We start from the raw sequence: 14,099 nt of genomic DNA, 5'->3' as shown, positions 1-14,099 counted from the left end.
TTACATCAAACTCTTCAACTTCACATCGGGATACTTATCGGCAAACCAGCGTTCTGCAAATTGGTTTTCAAATAAAAATAGTGGTTGGTCAAAACGATCTCGCGCCAAAATATTTCGAGAGGAGCCCATCTTTTCATCCAATTGTTCAGGATCAATCCAACGGGCGATTTTGTGTCCCATTGGTGTCATCACCACTTCAGCGTTGTATTCGTTTTTCATCCGGTATTGGAAAACTTCAAATTGTAATTGTCCAACTGCTCCAATGACATATTCATCCGTTAAGTAAGTACGATACATTTGAATTGCACCTTCTTGAACTAATTGCTGAATACCTTTATGGAAAGATTTTTGCTTCATCACATTTTTTGCTTGGACTTTCATAAACAATTCCGGTGTAAACGATGGCAATTCTTCATAAGCCACTTTTAACTTGCCTTCAAAAAGCGTATCGCCAATTTGATAATTACCAGTATCATAGACCCCGATAATATCGCCGGCTACAGCTTCTTGGATATTTTCTCTAGCATCAGCCATAAATTGCGTTACATTACTTAACTTCATTTTTTTGCCAGTACGCTCCAAAGTAATATCCATGCCTCGTTCAAAAGTGCCTGAACAAATCCGGACAAAAGCAATCCGGTCACGGTGGGCAGGATTCATATTCGCTTGAATTTTGAAGACAAAACCAGAAAATTCGGGTTCATATGGGCTTACTTCTTCCCCTGTTTCAGTCTTATGTGCATAAGGAGACGGCGCAAACTCTAAAAATGTTTCTAAAAAAGTTTGGACACCAAAGTTCGTTAAAGCTGAACCAAAGAAGACTGGTGTTTGTTCTCCTCTCGCAATTTTTTTACGATCAAAGCTATCGCCAGCTTCTTTGACTAGCTCTACTTCTTCTAAAACCTGGTCGTATTGACCGCTACCACGAAAAGGATGGTCGGCAGGTATTTCGCCAGCTTGATTTAATGGAATTAAACGTTCACCACCATAATTTTCAGGACGATACAATTCAATTCGTTCATTATAAATGTCATATAATCCTTCTAAACCTTTTCCCATTCCGATGGGCCAATTCATTGGATAAGATTCAATTTGTAATAAGTCTTCTAATTCTTCTAATAATTCCAGTGGTTCTCGCCCGTCACGATCCAATTTATTAATAAAAGTAAAAATTGGAATACCTCTTTTTTTGACAACTTGGAATAATTTTTTTGTTTGAGCCTCAATCCCTTTAGCGCTATCAATCACCATAACAGCACTATCTACGGCCATTAATGTCCGATAGGTGTCTTCTGAAAAATCTTCATGTCCTGGTGTATCTAAAATATTTACCCGTTTATCATCATAGTCAAATTGCATCACTGAACTAGTTACTGAGATTCCCCGTTGCTTTTCAATTTCCATCCAGTCAGATTTAGCAAAGTTGCCCGTTTTTTTACCTTTAACCGTACCAGCTTGGCGAATAGCGCCACCAAAAAGTAATAATTGCTCTGTAATTGTTGTTTTCCCTGCGTCCGGGTGGGAAATAATTGCAAAAGTGCGTCGACTATCGACTTCTTTTCGTAAATTTGGATTATCCATTATGTTCTCCTTTGGTTCATTAAATTAAAAATGGCATTGGCCATTAACTTGATTTATTTTTATCTAAAACAACTATGCTAGTATAGCATGGAATGAAAATTTCATAAACGATAAAAAAGTGATGTGCCAAAATTTCAGCACATCACCTACATTTCTTAACGTCTTGGTTCATCGTCTTCAAATTCTTTACGAAAATGGCGACGTTCTTCCTCTGGTTCCACTTCAATTTCTGGATCATGAAAGATAACTCGAATCTTCAATACTCGGGATCCTTCCATCTCTTCAGAAATCAAAGTTAAATTATCCACTTTAAAAGAAAGTTTCTCCCCTTCATCTGGGATAGTACCTAACGCTGTAATCAAGTAACCTGCCATTGTATCCACATCACTCATGTGCAAGTCTGTATTAAAGGCTTCGTTAAATTCATCAATTAACATTCGTCCTTGAATAATATATTCATGGTCATTTACTTGTTCGTATAGTTTTTCTACTTCATCAGTCTCATCGTCAATTTCGCCAACGATTTCTTCCAACAAATCTTCTAACGTCACTACCCCGACCATACCGCCATATTCATCTAAAAGAATAGCCATTTGATTACGGGTCTTTTTCAATTCATATAATAAGTCGTCAATAAAGACTGTTTCAGGAACAAACAAAGGCTCTTGTAAAATTTTATGCATATCAATATTTTCAAAGCCAAATTGATAAGCGGCTTTCAAAAGATTCTTGGTATGCAAAACACCGATTACTTTGTCCTTATCTTCATTATAAACTGGAATACGGGAATAATTTTCAGCTAAAACTTCGGTGACGATTTCACTAATTGGATCATTAATATCTACCATAAAAGCATCCGTCCGGGGAACCATAACTTCACGAGCTACTTTAGTATCCAAGGAAAAAACACCTTGTAGCATTTCTAATTCGTCTTCTTCTAAGACGCCCTCTGTTTCCAGCATATACCGCATTTCATCACGGGTCATTTTGGAATCTTCATCATCAAAGTCCATCGGCGTAATTTTAGCTAACAGACTAGTAGAGGCCGATAGTAACCAAACAAATGGTTTTGCAATTGTACCAATGATACGAATAATACCAGAAGTAAAAGTGGCAACTTCTTCTGATTTGTTCAAGGCAATTCGTTTAGGATATAATTCCCCAAAAACGATGGATACATAAGTTAAAATCGCTAAAACAATAATATTGGCAAGGCTTTTAGCAGCCGCTCCTCCACCTAAAACAGGCGCTAGGCGACTAGATAATGTATCAGCTAAAGATGCCCCTGATAAAATATTAACTAACGTAATCCCAACTTGAATAGTGGATAAAAAGTTAGTTGGATTTTCCAATATTTTGAGTAATTTTTGCGACTTCACATTGCCTTCTTCAGCTTTTTGTTCCACCCGGTTTTTGTTAATTGAAACAACAGCAATTTCTGAAGCAGCCAAAAAGGCATTAATTAGCGTTAAAACAATTAATAATAAAAACTGGGCGATCAGCGACTGACTCTCGGGGTCAGAATTCATAATTTCTTTCTCTCCTTATATTTTCATGTTTAAATAGAAAAAAAGCGTGGCAATTGCCACGCTAAAATCGTATCACAAAGGTAAATTCTTTGCAATAAAAAGAATACTACTCTGCTTGTTGTGTCTCATCTTTTACTAATGTATCCTCATCTGTTTTTTTATCTTCTTTCACCAACTTCACAATAAAGGTAACCAAAACCCGACACACGGCATAAAATGGGACACCTAAGAAAATTCCTAATAGCCCAGCGATATTGCCGGCTACTAATAATACTAAAATAATAGTCAAAGGATGAATAGATAAAGTTTTGCCAATAACATTGGGATAAATAATATTTCCATCGAGTTGTTGTACAATTAAAACAACTACACAACATAATAAGGCCTTTATAGGTGAATCAAAAACAGTTACCAGTACTGCAGGCATTAACCCTAAATACGGGCCTAAATAAGGAATTAGATTTGTAACCCCTGCAATAACACCAAATAAGAACGCATAATCAACACCAATAATTAAGTAACCAATAAAAGTAAATGTTGCAACAAAAACACATTCAATCGCTTGTCCACTAATGTATTTAGATAAGGTATAATTTAACTGCCCTAATAAATCAACGATCTGTTTACGACGATTAACAGGAAAGAACCGCTCAATATTTGGCACAAGTCGATTACCATCTTTTAACATATAAAACAAAATGAATGGTGCTGTTACAATAATCATTGTTGCATTAGCCACTTGTCCAACAATTGAACCAATACTATTGGACAGGCCACTTAAAAAGCGTTGGATAATCGTACCATAAGAAATATCCAATTTATCGAATTGTGCTTGTAAGTCAATCTGCTTAAAAAAGGGGCTCCGTGCCACTTCTCTTAACCAAGACTCAACACTAGCAATAAAAGATGGAATACTTTCTGCTAATGATGTTATCTGGCTAACTAAACTAGGTATCACACTCCCAATAATTATGACTAGTGCTCCGATTAAAAGAATAAAAACTAGTATAATACCATAAATTCGTTTAAATTTGACTCTTTTTTCCAAAAGGTTCACAATTGGGTTTAATAAATAATACAAAAATCCCGCAATTAGAACAGGGGCAAAAAGAGTTGAAAAAAAGGTCCCAATGGGTTTAAAAATAAAATCAATCTTTGTTGATACAAAAATCAAGGTAGCCAAAATTAACAATTCTAACGACCAAAACATGATTTTTGTGTTTTTTAATTTTTCTAACAAGCTATCACTCCTTCAGCTAAACAAAACAGTTTACAATTTAGTTATTCTGTTTTAATTTTAGTTGTTACTAATCTTATCAAAAAACAACTGTCTTGCAAACTTAAAGGAATACAATTTATAGATATTTTTTCAAAAGTAAAAAAAATAATGAAAGAAGGCGATTTTTTTGCGCATCCTCCAAACAAGAGACACTATGAGTGATATTTATTTAGCAGCAGTAAAAATTCGTAATCAAGTTTTTGTCAAAGAACAAAATGTTCCTTTATCCATTGAGATTGATGGCAATGAAGCGTATGCCATCCATTTTGTATTATACGATGATAAAAAAATCCCGCTAGCAACTGTACGGCTCCTCCCTATTGATGAGGATCAAGTTAAGGTTCAGCGGATGGCCGTATTAAAAGAATATCGCGGTCAAGGCTTGGGAAAAATTTTACTAAATGCAGCAGCAGATTTCGCAAAAGAACACGACTTTAAAGAAATGACATTAGGGGCACAATGGCAAGCACAAAATTTTTACCAACAAATGGGCTTTAAAACTGCCGGCGAACCTTTTGAAGAAGCTGGAATGAAACATATTACGATGACAAAACAGTTAGTAAATTAAAATTGCCTTTTTTGATATTCAAAAAAGGCAACGAACAATTTGTAACGCTAAATTTCCCCGTATCGTTGTGATTTTTTCAGATTACTTATTTGCTTCTAGTTCATTCACATAAGTACGAAGACCTGCGACAATTCCTGTAGCTACTTTATTTTGAAAATCAGTTTGTTTAATGATAGCGACATCACGATCACTGTTTAAATATCCTAATTCTAACAGTAAGCTAGGACGATTAGATTGGCGTAAAACAAAATAATTTCCTTGTCGAACCCCATTATTTCCTAATGTTAAATTATTTGCCAGTGCCGTATTTATTACCGTTGCCATAAATTTATCATCTTGATAATAATAGTAGGTTGTTTGACCATTCATGCCATTATCATAATCATATTTATCGTAGTGAATGCTGATGAATAAATCTGCGCTTTCCCTCATGGATTTCTCGGCAATTTCATCTAACGCTAAATAGTTATCTTGCGTGCGGGTATAAACGACATTAACACCAATCTTTTCTAGTGCAGCCCCAATCTTTTTTACTGTTTGAAGTGTTAATTCTTTTTCAATTAGGGTCCCATCATTACTTTCTGCACCAGTATCGATACCTCCATGACCGGCATCTAAAACAACTTTTAATTGCGTTAATGTAGGATTCACTTTACGTAAACTGGTTGTAATTTGGGTATTTTCTTTTTTTACCCAGCCTATATTGCCATCGTTAGTATTGATTTTAATCCAACCATTTTGACTCCCTAAATACATCCCCCACTCACCACGATATAATTTGTCAATCGTTGTACTGTTAGAGTTGGGATATTTTTTTAAGGCAACATAATCATTTTCCGTTTCAACTGTCGTACTGTACAATGCTGGATCAACATGAATTTGCACCTTTTGGGAACTAACTGTTAAAGATTTATTATCTGCAACAGTCATAAAAGATGTCTTATTTGATAATGGTACTGGCTGGGATTGTATTTCATTTTGCTCTTTTCGTTGCCAAATTACGCCAAAAAAGCCAAGCATTATCATTAAAATGCCGATTGTAAACTTAAGTTTTTTCATCAATTAGCCAACCTATATTTTTTGATATCTTTATTTTACCTTAGTTTACTTAAATAAACCTAAAAAAACTATCCTATACTTAGTATAGGATAGTTTTTTTATTTTCGTGACAATTGCTTGTAGCGGTCATACCAAATATCGATATAGCCTTCTGAAAAAGGACCTTTACCATTATTAATCCAATCAACTAATATTTTGACGTTTTCTTTTAAAATATAATCAACGTCTTTAGGATAATGCATGAGTTTACTATGCTGCTCATATTCATCCACATCTAGTAGCCGCTTTTCACCATCAGGAAAAACCTTGATATCAAGATCATAATCAATATACTTCAAGGCCTCCTCATCTAATAAATAAGGTGAAGCTAGATTACAATAATAAGAGACACCTTTTTCACGAATCATGGCAATGACGTTAAACCAACACTTCTTATGAAAATAAACAATAGCAGGTTCTCTAGTCACCCATCGTCTACCGTCAGACTCTGTTACGAGTGTGTGGTCATTTACGCCAATCATCGAATATTCGCTGGTTTTTAAAACCATTGTATCTCGCCACGTACGGTGCAAATTGCCATCATGTTTATAACTTTGGATTGTTACAAACTCGCCTTCTTTTGGAATTTGCATGCTATAACCCTTCCCTTTTAACCGTGATGGTATGTTGGGTATGTTTACACCGACATCGTAATTATTATAGCAATAAAAACAAAGCTTGACTAGAAATGTTTATTCACCGTTTGCTTTTTTCCAACAGTTCTACCAACTTTTGCTGTGGTTTAGGGAATACATAGTTACTAAATTCATTAAATGGGACAAAGTGTCCTTTTAAAGGTTTCACAAAATCTGGTTGTGCAACTCCATAAAAAAGCAATACATGCCATTTCAAGTGACTAAAAATATGTCTAATTTCGCCTAAATGACGCTTTTGCCAAACGACATTTTGCGGCAAATTAGCTGGTAGCGTTAATTCTTCTGCCACACTAAAAAGATTGAGCGTTTCTTCTTTAGCAAAGTTTTTTTGCGCTGCTTCAAAAACTTCACGGTTTACTTCTACTAAAGGAAACGTCCACATTTTTGCCAGTAGTCCCTCATCAGGCCTTTGCACCAAAAGATACTCTCCAATTTCATTAGTAATTGCGACCGAAAAATAATAAACATCTTTAGGTTTGGCGGCTTTTGTCTTAACAGGAAACCTGTCTTGTTGTTGTGTCTGGTAAGCAAAACAAAAGTTTTTTAAAGGACAATTTGTGCACACGGGTTTTTTTGGCGTACAAACACCTGAACCTAAATCCATCAATGCTTGATTAAAATCTCCCGGTGCCTCAACAGGAATCAATTGACGTAAGACTGCGTCAAAAACGTTACGACTGGCAGGTTTTGCAATATCAGCGTCTATGCCGTATAGACGGCTAATCACTCGCATTGCATTACCGTCAATTGCGGGTTCTGCTCGTTGAAAAGCAATACTAGCGATGGCACCTGCTGTATAAGGACCAATTCCTTTTAACGAACGAATAGCTTCAATTTCATTTGGAAAAACACCCCCAAATTCAGTCATAATTTGCTGCGCTGCTTTTTTTAAATTACGAGCTCTGGAATAATATCCCAGTCCTTCCCAAACTTTTAAAAGTTCTTGCTCATCACTTTTGGCTAACGCTTCTATCGTCGGATATTTTTCTGTAAACCGATAAAAATAGGCAATAACAGTCTCTACGCGCGTCTGCTGTAACATAATTTCTGAAATCCAAATAAAATAAGGATCACGGCTCTGACGCCAGGGTAAGTTACGGCGTTTTTTTTGGTACCATGCGATAAAATTGGTTTGAAGCTCTTCTATTTGTTTTTTACTTAAATGCTCACTTTGTTTGTTCATCAATAAAATGCTGAATCTCCTCTAGAGCAAAACCTTTTTGATAAAGGCTTTGTTTGACTTTTTGATTGCGAATATGGGGGGCTTTATTTTGATGGCGTCGCCATAACTTTTCACCGGCTTTTTTTAAGGCTTGTATCTCTGTTTCTTTATCTGCCTCTAATTCTAAGCTATCTAATACTTGAGATGCCACATCTCCACTAAAACCCTTTTGGCGTAAAGAAACTAGTAGTTTTTGTTTCGTTTCTTTAAAACTTTTATTGTGGATTTTTTTAAGTATCTTTTCAGCAGTGCGTTTGGCTATTTCAACTTGTTCTTTGTCTTTATATAATTCAAGAACATTTTCAATTAGTTCTGGCTTTAATCCTTTTTGACGTAATTGCTGTTTTAACACGCTAGGTCCCTTGTCACTTAGTCGCATTTGCGTCCGAACATAACTCTCCCCATAAACCTTATCATCCAAAACACTTAAGTCTTTTAAATGACGGATAATTTTTTCTTGGTCAGAATTAGGAATTTCTCGCTCCTTTAAGTAACTGCGCACTTCTTTTTCAGAACGCAACTGATAACTAATATAGTTTAAAGCTAATTGTACACCGAAATCATAAGAGGCGTTCTTTTTTATTTTTTCTACGTCTTTTTCCGCTAGTTCCGTTCCTTTTAGCAAACGAAACTTAACCAATAAATCTTCAGAAACACGTAATGTTTCTCCGTCTGATAAGTCGACTTCATAAAATCCCTGTTTTCCTTTGACTACTTTGGCTACTGTTAGCATGAAAATCCCCCTCTCTGAATTTTTGCTAAACAAAATAATCGCAATAAATTTTTAAGCGAATATACGTTTGTAGTGTACCATAAAAAACCAGGAGGCTAAAGCTTTCCAGATTGTTTTGTTTCCCTAACTATTGTGTTAAGATAACTACAGTAAAATCAGACAAAAATGCGAAAAAATTTTTTGCATAAATCAAGGAGTTTTTTTATGGAACAAGTTGTAAAACATGGTCAAAAAATAAATGTTACCATTAAGCGTTTAGGCATTAATGGAGAGGGAATTGCCTATTTTAGACGCCTAATCGTTTTTATTCCAAAAGCTTTGCCCGGTGAAAAAATCCTAGCTAAAATTACCAATGTTACCGCCAAATTTGCCGAAGCAGAACTCATACAGATAATCCAAAAGAGTCCTGATCGCATTGACGCCCCTTGTGTTTTTTATGAAAAATGTGGTGGGTGCCAATTGCAACATTTAGCTTATAAGAAACAATTAGACTTTAAACGCGATTTATTGCAGCAAGCATTAACGAAGTTTAAACCGACCGGCTATAGAAATTACAAGCTAAAAGAAACTATTGGTATGGAAGACCCGTGGCGTTATCGCAATAAAGCGCAATTTCAACTACGTTACAATTTTAAAAGACAAAAAGCAGAGGCTGGTCTTTACGAGACAGCTTCTCATAACTTAGTGGCAATTGATAATTGTATCGTCCAAGAGCCCGATACTCAAACAGTGATTAATACTGCCGTTCAACTCATTAACAAATATCAAATCCCCATTTATGATGAAAAGAAAAATAGCGGTATTTTAAAAACTATAATGGTACGAAAAGGAATCAGAACAGGCGAAATACAACTTGTTTTTATTACCCATACGAATAAATTGCCACAAAAAAATAGTTTAATTCGGGAGTTAACGCAGCGAATCCCCCAACTTGTTTCTATTATGCAAAATGTACAGAATAAAAAAACGTCTTTAGTAATGGGGGCTGAAACAGAACTTTTATGGGGAAAAAAAAGCATTGCTGAAGCCTTGGATGAACTGGAATTTGATCTATCTGCCCGCGCTTTCTTCCAATTAAATCCTTATCAAACAAAAATACTGTATGATGAAGCACGTATTGCTTTAGCATTATCGTCACAAGAAACTTTAGTCGATGCATATTGTGGTGTGGGTAGTATCGGTCTTTCTATGGCAAAAATAGCCAAAGAAGTTCGGGGAATGGACACGATACCTCAAGCAATTGAAGACGCCAAACGAAATGCCAAACGTTTAGGTGTTCATAACACATATTATGAAACAGGAACCGCTGAAGAGCTTCTACCAAAATGGTTACAAGCAGGGTTTAAACCTGATGCTATTGTCGTTGATCCACCGCGAACAGGACTAGACCAACAACTATTACGCACTTTAACTCAGCAACCTGTTAAAAAACTCGTGTATATTTCTTGTAATGTTTCTACGCTGGCCAGAGATTTAGTTAGTTTAGCTCAGGTTTATGATATTCATTATTTACAATCTGTTGATATGTTCCCTCAAACCGCTCGTTGTGAAGTAGTGGTAAAAATGACAAAAAAGAAATAAACATTACACATATTAATTAACAAAAATAGGGCAGCAAATATTTTTAAAAAAAGAAGAGCCCACTTGGCGTAAATTTGACTTTTGGGCTTTTTTCTCATCAAAAAAAGAACCGTCAAATGACGGTTCAAAAAAATTTTTTCTTAAAATTTAACTGGTGTTGCAGTCGCTTGTAAGACTTCATTTAACGCTTCAATATTTTTACGTCCTTCATTTTGCATCCATTCTCTTGCTGCATCTTCGCCACCTGTGATAAATGGTTCAACCCCATTTGCCCATGTTGCACGACCACATAAGACACCATTAAACGTTGAGCCTGCTTCTTTAGCAAATTTCAATGTTTCTTGGAATAATTCAGCGGTAACACCTGCTGATAAGAAGATAAATGGTAAGTCTGTTGCTTCTGCTTGTTCTTTGAAATACCCCATTGCTTCTTCTTTTGTATACGCAACTTCACCTTTTGCGTAACCTTCTACATAGTTCATGTTAACCGGAACTTCCATTTTTAATACATCTACACCATAGCGTGGTTTGGAAAATTCTTTCATCATTTCGATCACTTTATGTGGTTTTTTCAGCGCATATTCTTTAGTGCTAGCATCGGCATCGTTTGCATCATAAGAAACCAATTCCAAGAAAAATGGTAAATCTTCTGCGGCGCATTCAGAACCAATTCGTTCCATGAAGGCTTTCTTTTGATCGTTGATTTCATCACTTTCATCAACATCATAGTAAAGTAAGAATTTACATGCATCTGCCCCTGCTTCTTTTAGACGTTTCACAGACCAAATAGACAAAATATCTGGCAGACGTCCAGGTGTAGAGGCATCATAACCTGTTTTTTCATACGCTAGTAATAAGCCGGCATTTTCATCGCGAACACCAGCCGCTGGCAAACCAAATTCTGGATCTAGTAAGATGGATGAAGCATATTGAGTTAATTCAGAAGACACGATTTTTTTAAAGTCTTCAATTTGAACAGCCTCTGCCTCTGTGTCTTGGTATTTATTAATCATTTTCTTTAACGCACCACGTTGATCAATCGCAAGTGCAGAAATCACACCGTTTTTGTCACTTAATTGTTTGATAAAGGCTTTTTTTGCTTCTGTTGTCATTTGTATATTCCTCCTAAAATTTTTCTATACTAAAGACACTTTTATTTGAGCGAATAATTTTTGATAATTATCCAAATTAACGTGTCCAGTTACAGCTTCTTGCGCATTAAGCATACCCAAAACATTGGCTTTTTTCAAGACATCACTATCTGAATCACCGTTATTTATCGCTGATGTTAAACCAGCAACTGTCGAATCGCCTGAACCTACCGGATTGATGACATCAATTTTGGGAATTTCGACGTGATAAAATTTATCCTGATGTTTAGCAAATGCACCTTTTGCCCCCATTGACACAACAATCCATTCAATTCCAGCAAATAACGAATCATTCAGTGTTTCTTTTAAGATATGAATATCTTCACTAACATCTTTACCTAATAAATCAGCTAATTCTTCCGTGTTTGGCTTAATTAACAATGGTTTTGCTTTACTTTCTAAAACTAATTTTAATGACTCACCTGAACAATCTAAGATGACCGGCTTGTTATTTTTGTTACAAATAGCAATCATTTGGGCATAAAAATCCTTTGGCAACCCAGCTGGCAAACTCCCTGAAAAAGACAAGATCCTTGCTTTTTCCACCAACTTAGTAAAATGATTTAAAAAATCTTCTGCTTCTGTTACTGAAATCACTGGTCCGCTTTCCAGAATTTCTGTTTGCATCCCTTCATGCAAAACTGCAATACAGTTTCTAGTTTCACCACTAATTTGGCTAAATGAATGCGCAATATTTGCTTCATCCAAATCTTTTTTAATACTTTCGCCCAAAAATCCACCCAATAAACCACTAGCAATTACTTCGTCATCTAACTGTTTTAAAACACGTGTTACATTCAGTCCTTTACCGCCCGCCGTCTTCTTTACGTTCGTTACGCGATTGACTGTATCAAGTTTAAAAGTATCTAGGGGATATGAAATATCAATCGACGGGTTCATCGTAATCGTTACAATCATAGCTATTCCTCCACTTATTTTTAATCAAGCATTAATCGTGATACTCGCCACGGTCCCATTTTGCTAAAAATTCATCAAAGTAATGAGAATCAGCTTGTTCTGGTTTTGGTCCTTCAACTGCATTGATTTTTTCAATTAATGCTTGGTTTTCTGGCGTTTCTTTATATTCAGCTTTGATGAAAGCCTCAATAATATCGTTGATTAAAAATTCTCCGGTAATCTTTCCTCCAAAGCCAATCACGTTTGCGTTTAATTCTTCTTTGGAATAAATTGCCGTCGTCATATCCCGCACTAATGCAGCTCGAATACCAGGTACTTTATTTACCGAGTTGGTAATCCCAACACCTGTTCCACAAATTGTTACACCCAAATCTGCAGCACCACTAGCTACAGCCTCCCCCACGCGCTTACCATAAATAGGGTAGTGTGTGCGGGTAAAGTCATACGTTCCACAATCAATTACTTCATAACCTTTACTTTTCAAAAAATCAGAAACTGCGATTTTTGTATCTGTCACAATATGATCACAACCAATTGCAATTTTCATGTTTCAGCCTCCTCATTATGCCATTTTATTTAGCATGTCGACCCGAATTTGATGGCGCCCGCCATCATAACGGGCTGCTAAAAATTCCTTGACAATATTTTTAGCCAATCCTTCTCCTACTATTTCAGAACCGATCGTAATCATCCGTGCATTATTATGTTCTCGTGTCATGTAAGCAGATCGTTCATCAGAAACTTCTGCTGCGACCATGCCTTTCACTTTGGTTGCTACCATAAAACTACCTGCACCATAGCCATCAAAGGCAATTCCCATTGCACCTTCATTTTCTTTAATCTCTTTTGCGATGGCTAATGTTGAATCAACAAAATCTACCGCGGGCGTTGGTGTTTTATCAACAACCTCAAATCCTGCTGCTACTAAATATTCTTTAATAGTTTCTTTTAAATTCATTCCTTGTGCATCTGAACCAATTACAACACGCATACTTTTCCTCCTAATGAATAATATTTGTATATTGTTCATAATGGCTTTTTACACTCATACTAATAGTATGATCTGTATATAAAGCATTAACTTCCTTCAAGTTATAAAAATTGTAGAAATCACTGTGATTGAACTTATTGGCATCCGCAACCAGAAATTTTTGTTGTGCTTTATCTAAAACCAACTGTTGAAATTTCCCCTCTTCAATACTAAAAGTTGAGACATATTCTTCTGTAATACCATTCACTCCGACAAAGGCTTTTTCAATGCTTAATTTTTGAATCGTTTCATTAGCAATAGAACCCACAAAAGCACCAGTAATCTTTCGATACGCCCCCCCGATTAAATACAAATCATATCTCTCTTTTGACGCTAATAAATTGAAAACGGGTAGACTATTCGTAATAATCCGTAAGTGTTTGTCTGGCAAATATTTTGTCATTAACTCAATTGTTGTTCCTGGGCCAAGAAAAATGGTGTCATTTTCTTGGATAGCTGTTGCTGCTTTTTGTGCAATATATTCTTTTTCATGACTATGTAGCTGTTTTTTTTCACCATGAGATAATTCCATTGGGCGTTTTTTTTCAAAATTAAGACTTTTCGCACCACCATGAACACGAATCAACAGGTTTTGAGAAGCTAATTCGTCTAAATCACGACGAATGGTCATATCAGAAACTTTTAATTGTTCTTGAATAAACTTTACCGTCACTACGTCATGTTGTTCGCACAATTCAATAATCGCTTGTTGACGTTTTGTTTTTAGCATCTCATCACCTCTCTACGTTATAA

At 35.8% G+C, this 14,099-nt stretch carries 14 protein-coding genes; 2 read left to right on the top strand and 12 right to left on the bottom strand.

Annotated elements, in window-relative coordinates; all coding sequences use genetic code 11:
• The 3 genes from EsVE80_RS05575 to EsVE80_RS05565 all read right to left on the bottom strand — a co-directional run bounded on the left by EsVE80_RS05575 (position 1) and on the right by EsVE80_RS05565 (position 4,350).
• Positions 1 to 1,581 (bottom strand): peptide chain release factor 3, encoded by a 1,581-nt coding sequence (locus EsVE80_RS05575; protein WP_173102829.1) that lies wholly within the window; start codon positions 1,579 to 1,581, stop codon positions 1 to 3.
• Between the two features lie 155 nt (positions 1,582 to 1,736).
• Positions 1,737 to 3,110 carry a hemolysin family protein gene (locus tag EsVE80_RS05570; RefSeq protein WP_173102828.1) on the bottom strand — a complete coding sequence of 458 codons (1,374 nt, stop codon included), beginning with the start codon at positions 3,108 to 3,110 and terminating at the stop codon, positions 1,737 to 1,739.
• A 106-nt stretch (positions 3,111 to 3,216) separates the two neighbouring features.
• Entirely contained in the window at positions 3,217 to 4,350 is a 1,134-nt protein-coding gene (locus EsVE80_RS05565; protein WP_173102827.1) for an AI-2E family transporter, read from the bottom strand.
• A gap of 166 nt (positions 4,351 to 4,516) precedes the next feature.
• On the opposite strand from EsVE80_RS05565, the gene EsVE80_RS05560 reads away from it, so the two are divergent.
• A complete protein-coding gene (locus EsVE80_RS05560; protein ID WP_173102826.1) occupies positions 4,517 to 4,957 on the top strand; it encodes a GNAT family N-acetyltransferase in 441 nt (146 codons plus the stop codon).
• A gap of 81 nt (positions 4,958 to 5,038) precedes the next feature.
• Here the strand turns inward: EsVE80_RS05560 and EsVE80_RS05555 are convergent, their stop codons facing one another.
• The 4 genes from EsVE80_RS05555 to recX form a co-directional block, all read right to left on the bottom strand.
• Entirely contained in the window at positions 5,039 to 6,016 is a 978-nt protein-coding gene (locus EsVE80_RS05555) for an N-acetylmuramoyl-L-alanine amidase (protein ID WP_173102825.1), read from the bottom strand.
• Between the two features lie 98 nt (positions 6,017 to 6,114).
• Positions 6,115 to 6,648 carry a nucleoside tri-diphosphate phosphatase gene (ntdP, locus tag EsVE80_RS05550; RefSeq protein ID WP_071864770.1) on the bottom strand — a complete coding sequence of 178 codons (534 nt, stop codon included), beginning with the start codon at positions 6,646 to 6,648 and terminating at the stop codon, positions 6,115 to 6,117.
• 103 nt (positions 6,649 to 6,751) lie between these two features.
• Positions 6,752 to 7,894 carry an A/G-specific adenine glycosylase gene (gene mutY, locus EsVE80_RS05545; protein ID WP_173104129.1) on the bottom strand — a complete coding sequence of 381 codons (1,143 nt, stop codon included), beginning with the start codon at positions 7,892 to 7,894 and terminating at the stop codon, positions 6,752 to 6,754.
• Positions 7,878 to 8,666: a recombination regulator RecX gene (gene recX, locus EsVE80_RS05540; protein WP_173102824.1), complete on the bottom strand. Its 789-nt coding sequence runs from the start codon at positions 8,664 to 8,666 to the stop codon at positions 7,878 to 7,880. The genes mutY and recX overlap by 17 nt, the downstream gene beginning before the upstream one ends.
• Before the next feature lie 204 nt (positions 8,667 to 8,870).
• Here recX and rlmD point away from each other — a divergent pair, with 204 nt between their 5' ends.
• Positions 8,871 to 10,247 (top strand): 23S rRNA (uracil(1939)-C(5))-methyltransferase RlmD, encoded by a 1,377-nt coding sequence (gene rlmD, locus EsVE80_RS05535; protein ID WP_173102823.1) that lies wholly within the window; start codon positions 8,871 to 8,873, stop codon positions 10,245 to 10,247.
• A gap of 140 nt (positions 10,248 to 10,387) precedes the next feature.
• On the opposite strand, the gene lacD is transcribed toward rlmD, so the two are convergent.
• The 5 genes from lacD to EsVE80_RS05510 are packed head-to-tail and all read right to left on the bottom strand — an operon-like array spanning position 10,388 to position 14,076.
• Positions 10,388 to 11,359, bottom strand: a complete 972-nt coding sequence (gene lacD / locus EsVE80_RS05530) for a tagatose-bisphosphate aldolase (RefSeq protein ID WP_173102822.1) — start codon at positions 11,357 to 11,359, stop codon at positions 10,388 to 10,390.
• A 24-nt stretch (positions 11,360 to 11,383) separates the two neighbouring features.
• Positions 11,384 to 12,316, bottom strand: coding sequence for a tagatose-6-phosphate kinase (gene lacC, locus EsVE80_RS05525; protein ID WP_173102821.1), 933 nt, complete (start codon positions 12,314 to 12,316; stop codon positions 11,384 to 11,386).
• Between the two features lie 31 nt (positions 12,317 to 12,347).
• Positions 12,348 to 12,863 (bottom strand): galactose-6-phosphate isomerase subunit LacB, encoded by a 516-nt coding sequence (lacB, locus tag EsVE80_RS05520; protein ID WP_173102820.1) that lies wholly within the window; start codon positions 12,861 to 12,863, stop codon positions 12,348 to 12,350.
• A gap of 15 nt (positions 12,864 to 12,878) precedes the next feature.
• The gene (gene lacA, locus EsVE80_RS05515) at positions 12,879 to 13,307 is read right to left on the bottom strand and encodes a galactose-6-phosphate isomerase subunit LacA (RefSeq protein ID WP_173102819.1); all 429 of its coding nucleotides are present in this window, start codon (positions 13,305 to 13,307) and stop codon (positions 12,879 to 12,881) included.
• A gap of 10 nt (positions 13,308 to 13,317) precedes the next feature.
• A complete protein-coding gene (locus tag EsVE80_RS05510) occupies positions 13,318 to 14,076 on the bottom strand; it encodes a DeoR/GlpR family DNA-binding transcription regulator (protein ID WP_173102818.1) in 759 nt (252 codons plus the stop codon).
• Positions 14,077 to 14,099 lie beyond the last annotated feature (23 nt).

Origin of the sequence: Enterococcus saigonensis (assembly GCF_011397115.1) — a bacterium.
Lineage (GTDB): Bacteria > Bacillota > Bacilli > Lactobacillales > Enterococcaceae > Enterococcus_C > Enterococcus_C saigonensis.
This window is presented reverse-complemented; position numbering and strand designations above follow the sequence as displayed.

Coding starts and splice junctions, on each gene's coding strand:
- EsVE80_RS05575 (WP_173102829.1), bottom strand. CDS start 1,581: ATGGATAATCCAAATTTACGAAAAGAAGTCGATAGTCGACGCACTTTT.
- EsVE80_RS05570 (WP_173102828.1), bottom strand. CDS start 3,110: ATGAATTCTGACCCCGAGAGTCAGTCGCTGATCGCCCAGTTTTTATTA.
- EsVE80_RS05555 (WP_173102825.1), bottom strand. CDS start 6,016: ATGAAAAAACTTAAGTTTACAATCGGCATTTTAATGATAATGCTTGGC.
- ntdP (WP_071864770.1), bottom strand. CDS start 6,648: ATGCAAATTCCAAAAGAAGGCGAGTTTGTAACAATCCAAAGTTATAAA.
- mutY (WP_173104129.1), bottom strand. CDS start 7,894: ATGAACAAACAAAGTGAGCATTTAAGTAAAAAACAAATAGAAGAGCTT.
- recX (WP_173102824.1), bottom strand. CDS start 8,666: ATGCTAACAGTAGCCAAAGTAGTCAAAGGAAAACAGGGATTTTATGAA.
- rlmD (WP_173102823.1), top strand. CDS start 8,871: ATGGAACAAGTTGTAAAACATGGTCAAAAAATAAATGTTACCATTAAG.
- lacD (WP_173102822.1), bottom strand. CDS start 11,359: ATGACAACAGAAGCAAAAAAAGCCTTTATCAAACAATTAAGTGACAAA.
- lacC (WP_173102821.1), bottom strand. CDS start 12,316: ATGATTGTAACGATTACGATGAACCCGTCGATTGATATTTCATATCCC.
- lacB (WP_173102820.1), bottom strand. CDS start 12,863: ATGAAAATTGCAATTGGTTGTGATCATATTGTGACAGATACAAAAATC.
- lacA (WP_173102819.1), bottom strand. CDS start 13,307: ATGCGTGTTGTAATTGGTTCAGATGCACAAGGAATGAATTTAAAAGAA.
- EsVE80_RS05510 (WP_173102818.1), bottom strand. CDS start 14,076: ATGCTAAAAACAAAACGTCAACAAGCGATTATTGAATTGTGCGAACAA.